Source organism: Pseudoxanthomonas sp. (assembly GCF_035999195.1).
GTDB lineage: Bacteria > Pseudomonadota > Gammaproteobacteria > Xanthomonadales > Xanthomonadaceae > Pseudoxanthomonas_A.
In genome coordinates this window covers 507,536-524,164 of the sequence record NZ_DASYGY010000004.1, presented here as the reverse complement: position 1 = coordinate 524,164, position 16,629 = coordinate 507,536, and the positions used below count along the sequence as shown (strand labels likewise).

The window sequence follows — 16,629 nt, the reverse complement described above, 5'->3', positions numbered from 1 at the left end:
GTAATCATCATTATTCGGCGAGTTTACCGACCCTACGGGACACGCAGTGTCACGGATGCGGCGGCACGTGCGGTAAACGCGCCAAAGGGCGGACCGTGCACACCGTCCGCCATGACCAATGGCCCTTGCAGGGCGAATCGCCGCGGGAGGCCTACTCCAGGCCCAGGTGGGCCAGCACCTGCAACGCCAGCGCCTCGGGGGTCCGTTCCCCCGCGTGCAGGTGCAGGTCCGGGTGCTCGGGCACCTCGTACGGCGAATCGATGCCGGTGAAATTGGGAATCAGGCCCGCGCGGGCCTTGCGGTACAGGCCCTTCACGTCGCGGGCCTCGGCCAGCGCCAGCGGCACGTCGACGAAGACCTCGACGAACTCGCCGTCGGCGAAGCGCTCGCGCGCCATCCGCCGCTCGGCGCGGAACGGCGAAATGAAGCTGACCAGCACGATCAGGCCGGCATCGGCCATCAGCTTCGCCACTTCGGCGACCCGGCGGATGTTCTCCACGCGGTCCTCGTCGGTGAAGCCCAGGTCGCGGTTCAGGCCATGGCGCACGTTGTCGCCGTCGAGCAGGAAGCTGTGGTAGCCCAGCGCATGCAGCCGCTTGTCCACCAGGTTGGCGATGGTGGACTTGCCCGCGCCGGACAGGCCGGTGAACCACAGCACCTTCGGCGACTGGCCCTTCTGGCGCGCGCGCGCGACGCGGTCGACATCGACATGCTGCCAGTGCACGTTGCCGGCGCGACGCAGGGCGAAGTCGAGCGTGCCCGCCGCCGCGGTGGTGTTGTCGTAGCGATCGATCAGGATGAAGCCGCCGAGGGTGCGGTTGCGCGCATAGGCCTCGAAGGCGACCGGCTCGTCCAGGCTGAGGTTGCAGTACCCCACCTCGTTGAGCTCCAGCCGCTTGGCGGCGAGATGCTCCTGCGTGTTCACGTCGATGCGGTGCTTGATCTCGGTGACCGTGGCCGACACGGTCCGCGCGCCGATCTTCAGCCAATACGGACGTCCCGGCAGCAGCGGCGCATCGGACATCCACAGCAGGTGGGCGGCGAACTGGTCCGCCACCTCCGGCGGATCGCCACCGGCGGCGATCACGTCGCCCCGGCTGATGTCGATCTCGTCCGCCAGGGTCAGCGTGACCGCCTGCCCGGCAGCGGCCGACGCCACTTCGCCATCCGCATCGAAGACCTGCGCCACGCGCGAGCGGCGCGCCGACGGCAATACGATGATCTCGTCGCCGGGCTTCACCTCGCCCGCGGCGATGGTGCCGGCGTAGCCGCGGAAGTTCTGGTGCGGACGGTTCACCCACTGCACCGGCAGGCGCAGGCTGCCGCCGCCGTCCTGCGCGTCGACCTGCACCTGTTCCAGGTGCTCCAGCAACGCGGGGCCGTCGTACCACGGCGTGCGCGGGGACCGCGAGGACAGGTTGTCGCCCTCCAGCGCCGACAGCGGGATGCAGGTGACCTCGGCGATGCCCAGCCGCTGCGCCAGCACGCGGTAGTCGGCGGCGATGCGCTCGAACACGGCGGCATCGAAATCGACCAGATCCATCTTGTTCACCGCCAGCACCACATGGCGGATGCCGAGCAGCGAGACGATGTAGCTGTGCCGGTGGGTCTGTGTCAGCAGGCCCTTGCGCGCATCGACCAGTACCACCGCCAGGTCCGCCGTGGACGCGCCGGTGGCCATGTTGCGCGTGTACTGCTCGTGGCCGGGGCAGTCGGCGACGATGAACTTGCGCCGGTCGGTATCGAAGTAGCGGTACGCCACGTCGATGGTGATGCCCTGCTCGCGCTCGGCGGCCAGCCCGTCCAGCAGCAGCGCGTAGTCGACGCGCTCACCCTGCGTGCCGTGCTTGCGGCTGTCCTTCTCGAGGGCCGCCAGCTGGTCATCGAACAGGCGCTTGCTGTCGTACAGCAGGCGGCCGATCAGCGTGCTCTTGCCGTCGTCCACGCTGCCGCAGGTGATGAAGCGCAGCAGGGGCTTGGCTTCGTGCTGCTTGAGGTATGTCGAGATGTCGCCGATGGCGACGGGATTCGTTGTACGGGATTCGGGATTGGCCGATGCATCCGCCGACGCCGTCGCGGAGCTATGCGCTTCCGAATCCCCAATCCCCAATCTCCAATCCCGGCCATTCATCAGAAATAGCCCTCCAGCTTCTTCTTCTCCATCGACGCGCCGGGGTCGTGGTCGATCACGCGGCCCTGGCGTTCGGAGCTGGTGGTGACCAGCATTTCGGCGATGATCTTCTCCAGCGAGTCGGCATCGGAGTCGATGGCGCCGGTCAGCGGATAGCAGCCCAGCGTGCGGAAACGCACGCGCCGCTGCTGCGGCACTTCGCCGTCGTGCAGCGGCAGACGTTCGTCGTCGACCATCAGCAGCGCGCCGTCGCGCTCGACCACCGGCCGCTCGGCGGCGAAGTACAGCGGCACCACCGGGATGTGCTCCCGGTAGATGTAGAGCCAGATGTCCAGCTCGGTCCAGTTCGACAGCGGGAACACGCGCACGCTCTCGCCGGTGTTGATGCGGGCGTTGTAGAGGTTCCAGAGTTCGGGGCGCTGGTTCTTCGGGTCCCAGCGGTGCCTGTCGTTGCGGAACGAGAACACGCGCTCCTTGGCGCGCGACTTCTCCTCGTCGCGGCGCGCGCCGCCGATGGCCGCATCGAACTTGTAGTGGTCCAGCGCCTGCTTCAGGCCCTGGGTCTTCATCACGTCGGTGTGGACGGTGGCACCGTGGCTGATCGGACCGATATCGCGGGCGATGCCGTCCGGGTTGATATGCACACGGAGGTCCACCCCGGTCTCGGCGGCGCGGCGGTCGCGGAAGGCGATCATCTCGCGGAACTTCCAGCGCGTGTCCACGTGCAGCAGCGGGATGGGCGGGCGCGCGGGGGCGAACGCCTTCAGCAGCAGGTGCAGCAGCACCGAGCTGTCCTTGCCCACCGAGTACAGCAGCACCGGATTGCGGAACTCGGCGGCGACCTCGCGCAGGATATGGATGCTTTCCGCTTCCAGGCGGTCGAGGTGGGACAGGCGGGGTACGGCAGTCATCAGGGCAGGCAGCAGGGTCGGTGGGACCGGGCGGGCTAGCCTAACAGGGCGTCGCTGCGCGGTCCGGGAGGGCGGGCAGTATTCGGCGAGCGGCGCATGGCGGCGAAATAAGCGCAGGCCATAAGCCCATAACCATGCGTCCTTTCTGGCGGTCCCGGCGCCTCCCTACCATCGGTCGTCCCAGTCGCGCCCACGGGCCATGCCGATGTCCGCCACCCAGCCTGTCGTTGCCCCCATCCCCCTCGCGGAGGAACGGCGGGCGCTGCTGGCCCAGGCGGTGGCCGGGCTGGATGGCGCCAGCCTGTGGTGGGTCTCGGGCTACGCGGCCGGCCTGGCGCAGGCGCAGCTGGCGCCGCAAGCGGGATCGGCCTCTCCCCTGCCCAGGACGCCAGCCCCGGCAGCCGGTGCGCAGGCGGCACAGCGTCTGACCATCGTCTACGGCAGCCAGACCGGCAACGCCCGCCGGGCCGCCGAGGCCCTGGCGCAGCAGGCCGAAGCGGCCGGCCTGTCGATCCGCCTGCTGCGCGCCGACGCCTATCCGCAGCGCGAGCTGGCCAGCGAACGCCTGCTCTACATCGTCATCAGCACCCAGGGCGAAGGCGATCCGCCGGACGACAGCATCGGCCTGGTCGAGTTCATCGCCGGCAAGCGCGCGCCGAAGCTGCCGGAGCTGAAGTACGCCGTGCTGGGCCTGGGCGATTCCAGCTATGCCGATTTCTGCGGCATCGCGACGCGGCTGGATGCGCGCCTGGCCGAACTCGGCGGCAGCCGCCTGTTCGCACCCGGACTGGCCGACCTGGACATCGACACCGTCGCCGGGCCATGGCGCGAACAGGCCTTGGCCCATGCCCGCGACCTGCTCAAGGCGCCGGTCACCGGCACCGCGCCGCTGGCGACGGTGACGCCGCTGCGTCCCGGCCACGCCGCGTTGTGGACGCACGAGCACCCCTTCCCCGCCGAGCTGCTGCTCAACCAGCGCATCAGCGGCCGCGACTTCAAGGGCCCGCGCTTCGGCCAGCACGGCGTGGCCGACAAGGACGTGCGCCACATCGAACTGTCGCTGGAAGGCAGCGGCCTGCACTACGAGCCGGGCGATGCGCTGGGCGTGCGCCACAGGAATCCCGCCGCGCTGGTCGACGGCGTGCTCGAGGCGCTCAAGCTGGAGGGCGACGCCGCCGTCAGCGACAGCGGCGACACGCTGCCGCTGCGCGAGTGGCTGGCCGCCCGTCGCGAACTGACCCGGCTGTCGCGCCCGTTCCTCGCCACGCATGCCGCGCACGCGCGGGCCGACGAGCTCAACGCCCTGCTGGCGCCGGCACAGAACGCCGCGTTGGCGCAGCTGTTCACCACGCACCAGCTGATCGACGTGCTGCGCCGCTGGCCGGCCGGCTGGTCGGCGCAGGAACTGGTCGCCGCCCTGCGCCCCCTGGCGCCGCGCCTGTACTCCATCGCCTCGAGCCGCAAGCGCGTGGGCGAGGAAGCGCACCTCACCGTCGATGTGCTCGGCTACGAGGCCTTTGGCCACGCCCATGGCGGCGCCGCCAGCGGCTTCCTGTCGGCGCTGGACGAAGGGGATCAGGTGCCGGTCTACATCGAGGCCAACGAACGCTTCCGCGTGCCGGCCGACAGCAGCCGCGACCTCCTGATGATCGGCCCGGGCACCGGCGTGGCGCCGTTCCGCGGTTTCGTGCAAGAACGCGCCGAGACCGGCGCGCGCGGACGCAACTGGCTGTTCTTCGGCGCGCAGCATTTCAACCACGGCTTCTTCTACCAGAGCGAGTGGCAGGACGCGCTGCGCAACGGAGAGCTCCATCGCCTGGACCTGGCGTTCTCGCGCGACCAGGCCCGCAAGATCTACGTGCAGGATCGCTTGCGCGAACGCGGCCGCGACGTCTACGACTGGCTGCAGAACGGCGCGCACCTGTACGTCTGCGGCGCCATCGCGATGGGCAAGGACGTGCATGCGGCGCTGCAGGCGATCGTGGCCGAACACGGTGGGCTGGATGAGGATGCCGCGCGCGAGTATCTGGTGAAGCTGCAGACGGAGGGGCGCTATAGCCGCGATGTGTACTGAGGCTGGCTCCGACGTGGGAGCGACGTAAGTCGCGAACCCAGGAATCCGGACAGCGTCATCGCGACTTACGTCGCTCCCACAGCCAAGAACACCCATGAGCAACCACTCCGTCGAAGACATCAAATCCGAAAGCCACCGCCTGCGCGGCAGCCTGCTCGACAGCCTGGCCGATCCGGTCACCGGCGCGCTGCGCGAGTCGGACCAGACCCTGATCAAGTACCACGGCAGCTACCAGCAGGACGACCGCGACCTGCGCGACGAGCGCCGGCGGCAGAAGCTGGAGCCGGCCTACCAGTTCATGATCCGCACCCGCACGCCGGGCGGCGTGGTCACGCCGGCACAGTGGCTGAAGCTGGACGCCATCGCCACCCGGTACGCCAACCACTCGCTGCGCATCACCACGCGGCAGGCGTTCCAGTTCCATGGCGTCATCAAGCGCGAACTGAAGGCGACGATGCAGGCCATCAACGCTGCGCTGATCGACACGCTGGCGGCCTGCGGCGACGTCAACCGCAACGTGCTTGTCGCCGCCAATCCCCTCGAATCGCGCGCGCACGCCGAGGTGCAGGCCTGGGCGGCGAAGCTGTCCGAGCACCTGCTGCCCAACACCCGCGCCTACTACGAGATCTGGCTGGACGAAGAGCGTGTGGCCGGCAGCGGCGAGGAAGAGGAACCGATCTACGGCGCCACCTACCTGCCGCGCAAGTTCAAGATCGGTTTCGCGGTGCCGCCGGTCAACGACGTGGATGTGTTCGCCAACGACCTGGGCTTTATCGCCGTGCTGGAGGACGGCGCGCTGGCCGGCTTCAACCTGGTCATCGGCGGCGGCATGGGGGCGACCCATGGCGATGCCGAGACCTATCCGCGCGTCGGCAATGTGGTCGGCTTCATCACGCCGGAGCAGTTGCTGGACGTGGCCACGGCCGTGGTCACCACCCAGCGCGACCTGGGCAACCGCGAGCAGCGCAAGCGCGCACGCTTCAAGTACACCATCGACGACCATGGCCTGGAGAAGGTGGTCGGCGAGATCGAGCGCCGCAGCGGCGTGACGCTACAGCCCGTGCGCGCGTTCCGCTTCGAGCACAACGGCGACCGCTATGGGTGGGTGGAGGGTGAGGACGGCCGCTGGCACCTCACCCTGCATCTGTATGCCGGCCGCATCGCGGATACCGCACAGGCGACGCACCTGACCGGCCTGAGGGAGATCGCCAACGTCCATCGCGGCGAGTTCCGGATGACCGCGAACCAGAATCTCGTGATCGCCGGCGTGCCGGCCGGCGAGCGGCAGCGCATCGATGCGTTGGCGAAGGCACACGGACTGGATGCCGGCGAACGTCTGGGCACCGCCCTGCAGCGCGCGGCCGTGGCCTGCGTGGCGCTGCCGACCTGCGGCCTGGCGATGGCCGAAGCCGAGCGTTACCTGCCCGACTTCACCGACAAGCTGCAGCCCCTGCTGGAAAAACACGGCCTGCGCGAGGCACCGATCGTGCTGCGCATCTCCGGTTGCCCGAACGGCTGCTCGCGTCCCTACCTCGCCGAGATCGCGCTGGTCGGCAAGGCGCCCGGCCGCTACAACCTGATGCTCGGCGGCGACGCCCGCGGCCAGCGCCTCAACACGCTGTACCGCGAGAACATCGACGAGGTCGCCATCCTCGACACCCTCGACGGCCTGTTCGCGCGCTACGCGGGCGAGCGCGACGCCGATGAAGGCTTCGGCGACTTCCTGCACCGCAGCGGCGTGGTCGCCCTGCCCGCCTACCCCACCCACCGACAGATCGCACTGGAACTGCACGCATGAGCGCCCTCGCCCACTCCCTGGACACCGACCGGATCGCGGAGCACAACGCGTGGCTGGAAACCCAGACCGCCGAGCAGCGCGTCGCCTGGGCGCTCAAGCACGGCCCGGCGGAAGCGGCGATGTCGTCCAGCTTCGGCGCGCAGGCCGCGGTGCTGCTGCACATGGTCACCCGGCAGAAGCCGGACATCCCGGTGGTGCTGATCGACACCGGCTACCTGTTTCCCGAGACCTACCGCTTCGCCGACGAACTGACCGAGCGCCTGCAGCTCAACCTGCAGGTGTTCCGCCCGCTGGTCAGCCGTGCCTGGATGGAAGCGCGCCACGGCCGCCTGTGGGAGCAGGGCCTGGTCGGCATCGAGCAGTACAACAGCCTGCGCAAGGTGGAACCGATGAAGCGCGCGCTCAAGGAACTGGGCGTGGGCACCTGGTTCACCGGCCTGCGCCGCATGCAGGCCACCAGCCGCGCCAACGCGCCGGTGCTGCAGCAGCGCGAGGACCGCTGGAAGGTCAACCCGATCGTCGACTGGACCGACCGCGACGTGTGGCAGTACATGAAGCAGCACGGCCTGCCCTACCACCCGCTGTGGGAGCAGGGCTACGTGTCGATCGGCGACTTCCACACCACGCGTCGCTGGGAGCCCGGCATGCGCGAGGAGGACACCCGCTTCAACGGCCTCAAGCGCGAGTGCGGCATCCACATCGACGTCTGATACGCGGCGAGCGTAGCCACGCTCCAGCCTGCCGCCACGGGCGGTGCCCCACCCGATTCGCGCCGTTCGAGCGGCCTTCCGTCGCCGGAAGACCGGTTCCATCGGTGGCCCTCTTCCCTCCCAGGATCGGCGGGCTATCCTCCACGGCACTTTCCCTGCCGTGGTCTCCGACGTGTTCCCCAGCCTGCTGCTGATCATCCGCATCCTCGTCGCCTGGTTCGGCGCGATCCTCATGGCGGGCTTCATCTGGAACGGCCTGTTCGAGCGGACCATGCTGTCGGGCGCGGCCGAGTGGCTGTTCAATCTCGCCTCGACGCTGGTGATGCTGTCGGTGGTGATCGGCCTGATCAGCCACCTGCGGCGGATCTGGCTGATCACGGGGCGGCTCGACAGCACCACGCTGGCCAGCCGCCAGCGTCGGCAGATCGAAGTGCCGCTGGACACCGCCGACGCCTTCGCGCTGATCGAAGGTGCGCTGCGCGAACTGCCGCGCGCCGAGGAGGCGGAAAGCGCCCCGGACAGCCTGCAGGTGCGGGTGAAGGTACGTCGCATCGACAGCTTCGACGGCCCCAGCCAGCCGTCCCGCTTCAACATCATGGCGCGCTTCGCGGTGAAGCGTGACCTGGTGCAGGCCACGGTCACGCCCGGCAACGGCACCAGTAGCATCACCCTGATCGTCGGTCCCGATGCCAGCGCCTGGCTGGACCTGTTCGTACTGGACGACGGTGTCAATGTGGAGAACGCCGAGGCCGTGACCCGTGCGATCACCCGCCGCGTCGCCGACCAGCGCCGGCAGGAGCAGGCCGATGTGGAAAAGACCGTCAGCGAGAAGGAACTGACGGTCGCCCGTCTGAACCTACTCAATGCCCAGGTCGAACCGCACTTCCTCTACAACACGCTGGCCAGCGCGCAGGTACTGACGCGCACCGATCCGCCGCGCGCGGACGTGATGCTCGGCCACCTGATCCAGTACCTGCGCAGCTCGCTTCCGCGCACCGACGACGCGCTGTCCACGCTGGGCGAGGAACTGGAGCGCACGCTGGCCTACCTGGAGATCCTGAAGATCCGCATGGGCAGCCGTCTGTCGCTGCAGATCGAAGTGCCCGAGGCACTCAAGTCGGTGCCGATGCCATCGATGATGCTGCAGACGCTGGTCGAGAACGCCATCAAGCACGGCCTGGAGCCGAAAACCGGCGGCGGCACCGTCTGGATCCTGGCGCGCCAGCACGATGACCACGCGACACTGACCGTCGCCGACGATGGCCAGGGATTCGGCGGCCAGAGCAGCGGCACCGGCATCGGCCTGAAGAACCTGCGCGAACGCCTGCGCCTGACCTTCGGCGGCGAGGCCTCGTTCGCCATCGTCTCCAACTTCCCCAGCGGCGTGGCCGCCACGCTGACGCTGCCGCTCCCCGGCAAGGCAGGTGCCGCATGAACTTCCGCGGCGTGATCGCCGAAGACGAGGAACTGCTGCGCACCGCACTGTCCTCGCTGCTCAAGGAAACCTGGCCGCAGCTGGACATCGTGGCCGAATGCGAGGACGGTGCCAGCGCGCTGGAGTCCATCGTCGAGCTGCAACCGGACGTCGCGTTCCTCGACATCCGCATGCCCGGCCTGACCGGCATCGAGGTCGCGCGCGGCATGGCCGATGCCTGCCCACGCACGCAGGTGGTGTTCGTCACCGCCTACGACCAGTACGCGATCGACGCGTTCGAGCAGGGCGCCATCGACTACCTGCTCAAGCCGATCACGCGCGAGCGCCTGGTGGCCACCGTGCAGCGCATCCAGGCGCGCGCCACCGCCGGCCACCCCGACGGCGCCACGCTGGACGCGCTGCTCCGCCGCCTGTCCGCGGTGTCGTCGGCGCCGGCGAAACCGGCGCTGGTCTGGCTGACCGCCAGCGTCGGCAAGGACACCAAGCTGATCATGGTGGACGACGTGGCCTACTTCCAGGCTGACAACAAGTACACCACGGTGATGACGGCCGAGGGCGAATCGCTGCTGCGCACGCCGTTGCGCGAGCTGCTCGATTCGCTGGACCAGACCACCTTCAAGCAGATCCACCGCTCGACCATCGTCAACATGAAACAGGTCGCCTCGGTCAGTCGCGACGATGCGGGCCGCGGCCGCCTGAAGCTGAAGACGCGGCCGGAAGTGCTGACGGTCAGCCAGCCCTTCATGACGCTGTTCCGCAACATGTAGCCCCGATCCAAACCCTGCCGCCCCGTGCGGCATCCAACGTGGCATCGCCGGCACGACGCAACCCGCGTCGTGGAGGGCCTGCCATTGCCCAACGGAACCCCGAGGAAACCGCCATGCGCATCATCACGTCCCTGATGTCCTGCCTGCTGGCCCTGGCAGGATGCGACGAGAAACCCAGCGTCACCACCATCCACCACAGCAGCGCCAACGGCGTGGATACGCTTTTCAGCAAAAGCACGCTGAAGGAAGGCGTGGCGACGTTCGAGTGCTTCGCCAGCGAAAGCGGCCAGTGCCATTACCGCGTCTATACGGAGCGCTGCGCGGTTCCCTCAGCGAGCACGAATCCCGCCGACTGCACCCGCACCACGCTTGAAGACTTTGCGCTGGCACCGGGCAAGACGCATGAGATCCGTGGCTTGCCGGAGGACTTCCGGCAATGCGTGGCGAAGGAGGCGGTCCTCGTCTGCTCGGGCTGACTCCTCGTTCGGAATGAGCCCTCACGCTGGGGATCGGCGCGCACTTTCGCGATGCCGCGAAGAGAAAAATCACGAAGGCTTTGCAGCAGGGGCTACAGCAACCTTTCGGGCTATCGCAAAGAGCGTGGTTCGACAGGCTCACCACGAACGGCTTCTATCATCCGGCGGCGACCTTGCCCAACCATCTGACAAGCAATTCTCTGGCTTGCCAGTGGCAGACAGCGCGACCTTCAGAAATGGCGCGCTCGCCGCGCATCAGTCCTTCAAGCATTTCCATGCGCGCCACGCTTGGCGCACATGCTTCGCTGTCCGCCGAACGAGGACTGGAGCTACCGAGCCGCGCGGTCTGCAGCGACTCGCGCTCCCGTTCGATCTCCGCAAGCAGATCGGCAGCCTGAAGCTCTGATTCCGTGGCGAGTTGGTCATTCATTTCTTTCAGGCCGGCGACCGGACTTCCCTCACCGTGGACGCCTCTGACGACAGCGCCTCGCAGACCTTGCGATGCAAGTCCGCCTCGAAGCGGATGCTCGGCGCGGCCCGCTGATCGAATCGCATCGTATGGCAGCCGCCGTTCGGCAAGGGTAGGTTCGACTGGTACGCACGGAAAGCGCGCATCTGGTCGGCGCGGGAAGCCATCGCGTTCTCCGCCATCCAATACGCGAGCCCAAGCCAGATGCCGTGACCGAAGACGACGCTGCCGTCCTCGAGCGTTCGCAATCTCTCGATGCCGAGCAGCACGCGCTGATGGAACTCCGCGAATGTTTCGGCTCTCTCGCCCATGCGCTTGGCCGGATCGGCCTCGGCCCAGTAAGCGTCCGCGACTGGACGTCGTTGCGCGCCCGTCATGCCCTGCAGCAACTCGGGATCGATCGCCGAGAATTCCTGCAGTTCGTCCAGGTACGTCAATGCAACGCCGGTTCGACGGCTGTAGGGTTCGGCGGTGCTGACCGCACGCAGAAAGGGAGAACAGTAGATCCGACTCGGCGACGCGGGCAGCACGCCTGCAAGCACCTGCGCCTGTCGCCAGCCGTGCATGGAAAGCGGGATGTCCGCATGCGGCTGGGTGACCCCACCCGCGTTCGACACGCTTTCGGCGTGGCGTACGAACAAGATCTGCTTCACGCGACCGGATTCCTTTCGTTGCGGACCGACTGACGATTATTCGCCCGTAGGTGGAATCTCCGGACACCCCACGTCGTCATCTTGGCCGGGTTCAACTACCGCAATGCGCGCCTTCCAGACTCTTGCTGCCGCAGGCCAGGCACTTGCGGTACTTCTGCCGCTGCCGGTTGTAGCGGATGCGCGACATCATGCCGCCGCAGGCGCAGCGCAGTTCGCGGCCGCGCGCCCAGCGGTAGAGGCGCCAGCTGGAATGCAGCGCCCACGCCGTCCCCAGCAGGATCGCCAGCAGGAATGACAGCGAGGCCAACCGTTGCGGGGTGATGTCGCCGAAGGCGCGTTCGGTCCGCGTCACCACTTCCGCCGTGGCGAAGCCCCCTACCGCGATGACCACGGCCGGGGCATACATGCGGGCAACCATGCGGGAAATGCGGTTCATGGGAGACGGGACGGAGGGGGTGCCGTCAGCGTCGCCCGCATGGGCACATCGCGTCAATCACGCCGACGGGTGACCTCAGCTGGTGATGGTCTGCGTCAGCGACTGCCAGGTCGGCGGCTCCGGCCAGTCCGGATCCTGGTTGCCGTCGATCACCCGGCGCAGGTCGCGGCGGTCGATCTGCGGCGCCAACGTGCGCACCAGGTCCAGCGCGTAGTCGCGCAGCACCCGCTCGCGCGGCAGCACCGCCCACGCGATGCATTCCTTCACCTCCGGCGGCGCCGGCCACGCGCGCAGGTCGGTGTCGGCCGCATTCACCGCCATCTCGGCCAGCAGCCCCACGCCGAGGCCGGCGCGGACATAGGTCTTGATGAGATCCGCATCGAGCGCGGTCAGGGCGATGTTCGGTTCCAGTCCCACCTTGGCGAAGGCGCGCTGCAACGACGAACCCGGCCGCGTCGACGATTCGTAGCTGATCAGCGGCTGGTCGGCCAGGTCGGCCATCGTGGGCACGCGACCGAGCTGTTCCAGCGCATGGGCACGCGGTACCAGCACCAGGCGCCGCCAGCGGTACAGCGGCACGGCGATGCCGGCCTGCGGCGGGTCGCCGGCGGTACTGACCACCGCCATGTCGGCATCGCCCTGGGTCAGCAGGTCCAGCGCCTGGCTTTCCGGCGCCTGCTGCAGGTGCACGCTGACCTGCGGGAAGTCGCGCTTGATCTGTGCGATGGCCGGCGGCAGCACGAAGCGCGCCTGCGTATGCGTGGTCACCAGCACCAGCTGGCCCTGGCTCTCGCGCCGCTGGTTGGCGGCGTAGGTGCGGATGTTGTTGGCCTCGGCCAGCACCAGCCGGGCGCGGTCGATCACTTCATGGCCGGCCGGCGTCACCGCTTCCAGGCTGCGGCCCTTGCGCACGAACAGCAGGAAGCCCAGTTCGTCCTCCAACTGCTTCAGCTGCTTGGACAGTCCGGGCTGAGTGGCATGCACACGCGCCGCCGCCAGCGTGATGTTGAGGTCGGCGTCGGCGATGGCCACCAGGTAGCGGAGTTGGGTCAGCGTCATCGGCGTGGGGGCGCGGCGGCCCACCGGGAGGGGCCTTGGACTGTAGAGGATTTGTCGGGAACGTAGCCGCCGCCACTTATAACTGCAAGGCATATGGCGGTGGCGGGATGTCATTTCCGACCACCATGAGCGGGCAGTACGGTCAGCAGCCCCGCCGACATTCCCGACGCCCGTGAGCGCTCCGTTGTTTCCCCTGTTCGCCGATCTGCAAGGCCGCCGGGTCCTGGTGGTCGGCGGCGGCCCGGTGGCCGAGCGCAAGACGGAAGCGCTGCTGCACGCCGGCGCCCGCCCGCGCGTCGGTGCGCCCGGTCTGACCCCGCGCCTGCAAGCGTGGCAGGCTCAGGGCCGCATCGACTGGATCGAAGGCCGCTTCGACGCCCACTGGCTGTCCGACGCCTGGCTGGTGGTCGCCGCCACCGACGACACGGTCGTCAACCGCGCCGTCGCCGCCGCCGCCGAGGCGCGCCACCTGTTCGCCAATGTGGTGGACGATGCAGAACTGTCCACCTTCCAGGTGCCCGCCATCGTCGAGCGCGGCCCGCTGCAGGTCGCCATCTCCAGCGGCGGCGGCGCGCCGATGCTGGCGCGCCATCTGCGCCGCCAGCTGGAGACCCTGCTGGACGATTCCTGGACCTCGCTGGCCGAGCTGTTCACCCGCCAGCGCCAGCGCATCCGCCAGCGCTTTCCGCAGACCTCGGACCGGCGCCGGTTCTTCGAGAAACTGCTGGCCGGCCCGCTGCCGCGCCTGTTCCGGCAGCAGCTGCATGCGCAGGCCGAGCAGCATTTCCATGCGATGCTGGACGAGCACGCGAACCTCGGGCGCAGCGGCTCGGTCGCCGTGGTCGGCGCCGGTCCGGGCGATGCCGGCCTGCTGACGCTCAACGCGCTGCGGGCGATGAACGAAGCCGATGTGATCCTGCACGACCGCCTGGTCAGCGAGGACGTGCTGCGGCTCGGCCGCCGCGATGCGACCTATATCGAAGTCGGCAAGTCGGCCAGCGGCCACAGCATGCGCCAGGACGACATCCATGCGCTGATGCTGGAACACGCCCGCGCCGGCCATCGCGTCGTGCGGCTGAAGGGCGGCGACCCGTTCGTGTTCGGACGCGGCGGCGAAGAGCTGGAGTTCCTGCGCGCCCACGGCATCCCGTACGAAGTCGTCCCCGGCATCACCGCGGCCGTGGCCTGTGCGGCCTACGCCGGCATTCCGCTCACCCATCGCGACCATGCGCAGTCGGTAAAGCTGGTGACCGCGCACTGCAAGGACTCCTTCGACACCCTCGACTGGCAGGCGCTGGCGCAGGAGCGGCAGACGCTGGCCGTCTATATGGGCGTGGCCGGATTGGAAGGCTTGCGCGAGCGGCTGGTCCAGCATGGCCGAGCCCCGTCAACGCCGTTCGCGCTGATCGAGAACGGGTCGCGCCGCGATCAGCGCGTGCTGAACGGAACCTTGGCCGATCTGCCGGAAACCGCGCGTTTCCACCAGGTACGCTCGCCCGCGCTGCTGATCCTGGGCGAGGTCGCCGCATTGGCCGACACGCTGCACTGGTTCGGCGCGCCGCCCGTCGGTGCTCCCACACATTCCCGCAACCTGCCCGCGCCCACACTGCAGGCTGCCTGACCTCTCGTTTCTCCAAGGACATTCCATGGCCCTCTACGACAGCATCCTGGACACCATCGGCCACACGCCGGTCGTCAAACTGCACCACATCGCGCCGGAGCACGTCACGCTCTATGCGAAAGTGGAATCGTTCAATCCCGGCGGTTCGGTGAAGGACCGCTTGGCGCTGGCCATCGTCCTCGACGCCGAGGCCAAGGGCCTGCTGAAGCCCGGCGACACCATCATCGAAGCCACCTCCGGCAACACCGGCGTGGCACTGGCCATGGTGGCCGCCGCGCGCGGCTACAAGTTCGTCGCCACGATGGTGGAGACCTTCTCCATCGAGCGCCGCAAGCTGATGCGCGCGTACGGCGCCAAGGTGATCCTGACGCCGGCCGCCGAGCGCGGCAGCGGCATGGTGCGGCGCGCCGAGGAACTGGCGAAGCAGCACGGCTGGTTCCTCGCCCGCCAGTTCGCCAACCCCGCCAATCCCGCCTACCACCGGCAGACCACGGCGGCGGAGATCCTGCGCGATTTCGCCGGTCGTCGGCTCGACCACTTCGTCACCGGCTGGGGCACCGGCGGCACGCTGACCGGCGTGGGCGAGGTGCTGAAGGTCGCGCGCCCGGACGTGCGCATCACCGCCTCCGAACCGGCCGGCGCCTCGCTGCTGCAGGGCAAGGAATGGCAGCCGCACAAGATCCAGGGCTGGACACCGGACTTCGTGCCCGACGTGCTGAACCGCGAGATCGCCGACGAGATCCTGCCGGTGACCGACGTGGAGTCCATCGCCACCGCGCGCCGCCTGGCGGCCGAGGAAGGCATCTTCGTCGGCATTTCCGGCGGCGCCACCGTGGCGGCGGCGCTGCAGGTCGCGCAGAAGGCCAAGCCCGGCGACGTGCTGCTGGCGATGCTGCCGGATACCGGCGAGCGCTACTTCTCCACGCCGCTGTTCGAGGGGGTCAACGAAGGCTCCGACGACGAGTGGCTGTCGTCGCTGGGCGACGCCGCGCTGCCGTAATCGAGGTCAGGACGACGGTGGCGCCACGCAATCGCGTCGCCACGTCCACTCCAGCGCCTTGCCGTCGTCGCGGCCATCGTCGACACGCGCGTGCAGCGTGTCGGCGTCCGGTCGCGAATAGATCACGCGCTTCGGGAAGTCGTGCGCCGGGTTGGCGAACACCACGCGATCCTGCGCCACGCGTTCGGCGGGAAACTCGGTCGCCGCACCGCCACCTGGCTGCGCGACGAATACCCAGCGCCCTTCCTGCTGCGCGATGCGCATGAACTCGAAGCCGGTCGCCCTGCCCTCGCGCGTATCGCGATGCATGCCGACCAGCAGCCCGCCGCGCGGCGCCATCCAGGTTTCCTCGCTGAAGGTCTTGCCCTGCTGCCCGCACCAGTGACCGGTAAACCAGTCGAGATCGTGGGCCGAGGCCGAGGTGGCCATCAGTGCCGTTGGCACGGACAGGAAAAACGTCGCCAGGTGTTTCATGGATTCGACTCGCTTCGCTGTCGGTACGCGAAGTTAGCAGGCCCGAGTCAAACCCGCGATCCCCTTGCCTCTGTAGGAGCGACGTGAGTCGCGACCGTGAATCCAGTCTGCCACGGAGTCGGCAGAAGACGACAAGCGACTCCCTTCCATGGATTCCTCGTAGAGGCTTGTGCACCGAAAGTGTCCGGTCGCGACTCACGTCGCTCCTACAGAAGCCGGATCACGGCTCGTACAGCTCCAGCGGCAGATCGTCCGGATCGGCGAAGAAGGTGAAGCGCCGGCCGGTGTACTCGTCCACGCGTATCGGCTCGCTTGCCACGCCACTCGCACGCAAATGGGCGACGGCGGCATCCAGATCGGCGACGCGCAGTGCGAGGTGGCGTAGCCCGCAGGCTTCCGGCCGCGAGACGCGCGGTGGCGGCGACGGGAACGAGAACAGCTCGACCTGCGTGCCGTCGGGCAGCGCGAGATCGAGCTTCCATGAATCGCGTTCGGCGCGGTAATGCTCGGCGAGTATGCGCAGGCCCAGCACCTCGGTGTAAAAGCGCTTCGACCGCGCATAGTCGGACGCGATGATCGCGACGTGGTGCACACCTTCGATCTTCATGCGCGCAT

General features: G+C 68.4%; 16 protein-coding genes. 8 read left to right on the top strand and 8 right to left on the bottom strand.

What is annotated here, in order from left to right; all coding sequences use genetic code 11:
• Positions 1-151 precede the first annotated feature (151 nt).
• Both cysN and cysD read right to left on the bottom strand, forming a co-directional pair.
• Positions 152-2,131, bottom strand: coding sequence for a sulfate adenylyltransferase subunit CysN (gene cysN, locus VGN58_RS03140; RefSeq protein ID WP_327481531.1), 1,980 nt, complete (start codon positions 2,129-2,131; stop codon positions 152-154).
• Complete coding sequence (gene cysD / locus VGN58_RS03135; protein ID WP_327481529.1) at positions 2,131-3,042, bottom strand: sulfate adenylyltransferase subunit CysD; 912 nt, start codon at positions 3,040-3,042, stop codon at positions 2,131-2,133. Before cysD ends, cysN begins: the two co-directional genes overlap by 1 nt.
• A gap of 205 nt (positions 3,043-3,247) precedes the next feature.
• Between cysD and VGN58_RS03130 the strand changes: the two genes are divergently transcribed.
• From VGN58_RS03130 to VGN58_RS03105, 6 genes are all read left to right on the top strand, one after another.
• Positions 3,248-5,116 (top strand): assimilatory sulfite reductase (NADPH) flavoprotein subunit, encoded by a 1,869-nt coding sequence (locus tag VGN58_RS03130; protein WP_327481527.1) that lies wholly within the window; start codon positions 3,248-3,250, stop codon positions 5,114-5,116.
• A gap of 94 nt (positions 5,117-5,210) precedes the next feature.
• Positions 5,211-6,914 (top strand): assimilatory sulfite reductase (NADPH) hemoprotein subunit, encoded by a 1,704-nt coding sequence (gene cysI / locus VGN58_RS03125; RefSeq protein WP_327481525.1) that lies wholly within the window; start codon positions 5,211-5,213, stop codon positions 6,912-6,914.
• On the top strand, positions 6,911-7,624 hold the full coding sequence (locus VGN58_RS03120) for a phosphoadenylyl-sulfate reductase (RefSeq protein WP_327481523.1): 714 nt from the start codon (positions 6,911-6,913) through the stop codon (positions 7,622-7,624). Before cysI ends, VGN58_RS03120 begins: the two co-directional genes overlap by 4 nt.
• Before the next feature lie 172 nt (positions 7,625-7,796).
• On the top strand, positions 7,797-9,059 hold the full coding sequence (locus tag VGN58_RS03115) for a histidine kinase (protein WP_327482058.1): 1,263 nt from the start codon (positions 7,797-7,799) through the stop codon (positions 9,057-9,059).
• Positions 9,056-9,826 (top strand): LytTR family DNA-binding domain-containing protein, encoded by a 771-nt coding sequence (locus tag VGN58_RS03110; RefSeq protein WP_327481521.1) that lies wholly within the window; start codon positions 9,056-9,058, stop codon positions 9,824-9,826. The genes VGN58_RS03115 and VGN58_RS03110 overlap by 4 nt, the downstream gene beginning before the upstream one ends.
• 113 nt (positions 9,827-9,939) lie before the next feature.
• The gene (locus VGN58_RS03105) at positions 9,940-10,302 is read left to right on the top strand and encodes a hypothetical protein (protein WP_327481519.1); all 363 of its coding nucleotides are present in this window, start codon (positions 9,940-9,942) and stop codon (positions 10,300-10,302) included.
• Positions 10,303-10,459: 157 nt separating this feature from the next.
• Here VGN58_RS03105 and VGN58_RS03100 read toward each other — a convergent pair whose 3' ends face one another.
• From VGN58_RS03100 to VGN58_RS03085, 4 genes are all read right to left on the bottom strand, one after another.
• A complete protein-coding gene (locus tag VGN58_RS03100; protein WP_327481517.1) occupies positions 10,460-10,732 on the bottom strand; it encodes a type II toxin-antitoxin system prevent-host-death family antitoxin in 273 nt (90 codons plus the stop codon).
• Between the two features lie 5 nt (positions 10,733-10,737).
• Entirely contained in the window at positions 10,738-11,424 is a 687-nt protein-coding gene (locus VGN58_RS03095; RefSeq protein WP_327481515.1) for a histidine phosphatase family protein, read from the bottom strand.
• A gap of 91 nt (positions 11,425-11,515) precedes the next feature.
• Positions 11,516-11,842, bottom strand: a complete 327-nt coding sequence (locus VGN58_RS03090) for a hypothetical protein (RefSeq protein WP_327481514.1) — start codon at positions 11,840-11,842, stop codon at positions 11,516-11,518.
• A 93-nt stretch (positions 11,843-11,935) separates the two neighbouring features.
• Positions 11,936-12,919, bottom strand: coding sequence for a LysR family transcriptional regulator (locus tag VGN58_RS03085; RefSeq protein WP_327482056.1), 984 nt, complete (start codon positions 12,917-12,919; stop codon positions 11,936-11,938).
• A 172-nt stretch (positions 12,920-13,091) separates the two neighbouring features.
• On the opposite strand from VGN58_RS03085, the gene cysG reads away from it, so the two are divergent.
• Both cysG and cysK read left to right on the top strand, forming a co-directional pair.
• Positions 13,092-14,540 carry a siroheme synthase CysG gene (gene cysG, locus VGN58_RS03080; RefSeq protein ID WP_327481513.1) on the top strand — a complete coding sequence of 483 codons (1,449 nt, stop codon included), beginning with the start codon at positions 13,092-13,094 and terminating at the stop codon, positions 14,538-14,540.
• Positions 14,541-14,565: 25 nt separating this feature from the next.
• Positions 14,566-15,540 (top strand): cysteine synthase A, encoded by a 975-nt coding sequence (cysK, locus tag VGN58_RS03075; protein WP_327481512.1) that lies wholly within the window; start codon positions 14,566-14,568, stop codon positions 15,538-15,540.
• Between the two features lie 6 nt (positions 15,541-15,546).
• Here cysK and VGN58_RS03070 read toward each other — a convergent pair whose 3' ends face one another.
• Positions 15,547-16,014 (bottom strand): DUF6265 family protein, encoded by a 468-nt coding sequence (locus VGN58_RS03070; RefSeq protein ID WP_327481511.1) that lies wholly within the window; start codon positions 16,012-16,014, stop codon positions 15,547-15,549.
• A gap of 220 nt (positions 16,015-16,234) precedes the next feature.
• On the bottom strand, positions 16,235-16,621 hold the full coding sequence (locus tag VGN58_RS03065) for a VOC family protein (protein WP_327481509.1): 387 nt from the start codon (positions 16,619-16,621) through the stop codon (positions 16,235-16,237).
• Positions 16,622-16,629 lie beyond the last annotated feature (8 nt).

Coding starts and splice junctions, on each gene's coding strand:
- cysD (WP_327481529.1), bottom strand. CDS start 3,042: ATGACTGCCGTACCCCGCCTGTCCCACCTCGACCGCCTGGAAGCGGAA.
- cysI (WP_327481525.1), top strand. CDS start 5,211: ATGAGCAACCACTCCGTCGAAGACATCAAATCCGAAAGCCACCGCCTG.
- VGN58_RS03130 (WP_327481527.1), top strand. CDS start 3,248: ATGTCCGCCACCCAGCCTGTCGTTGCCCCCATCCCCCTCGCGGAGGAA.
- VGN58_RS03065 (WP_327481509.1), bottom strand. CDS start 16,621: ATGAAGATCGAAGGTGTGCACCACGTCGCGATCATCGCGTCCGACTAT.
- cysK (WP_327481512.1), top strand. CDS start 14,566: ATGGCCCTCTACGACAGCATCCTGGACACCATCGGCCACACGCCGGTC.
- VGN58_RS03090 (WP_327481514.1), bottom strand. CDS start 11,842: ATGGTTGCCCGCATGTATGCCCCGGCCGTGGTCATCGCGGTAGGGGGC.
- VGN58_RS03105 (WP_327481519.1), top strand. CDS start 9,940: ATGCGCATCATCACGTCCCTGATGTCCTGCCTGCTGGCCCTGGCAGGA.
- cysN (WP_327481531.1), bottom strand. CDS start 2,131: ATGAATGGCCGGGATTGGAGATTGGGGATTGGGGATTCGGAAGCGCAT.
- VGN58_RS03120 (WP_327481523.1), top strand. CDS start 6,911: ATGAGCGCCCTCGCCCACTCCCTGGACACCGACCGGATCGCGGAGCAC.
- VGN58_RS03110 (WP_327481521.1), top strand. CDS start 9,056: ATGAACTTCCGCGGCGTGATCGCCGAAGACGAGGAACTGCTGCGCACC.
- VGN58_RS03085 (WP_327482056.1), bottom strand. CDS start 12,919: ATGACGCTGACCCAACTCCGCTACCTGGTGGCCATCGCCGACGCCGAC.
- VGN58_RS03070 (WP_327481511.1), bottom strand. CDS start 16,014: ATGAAACACCTGGCGACGTTTTTCCTGTCCGTGCCAACGGCACTGATG.
- VGN58_RS03100 (WP_327481517.1), bottom strand. CDS start 10,732: ATGAATGACCAACTCGCCACGGAATCAGAGCTTCAGGCTGCCGATCTG.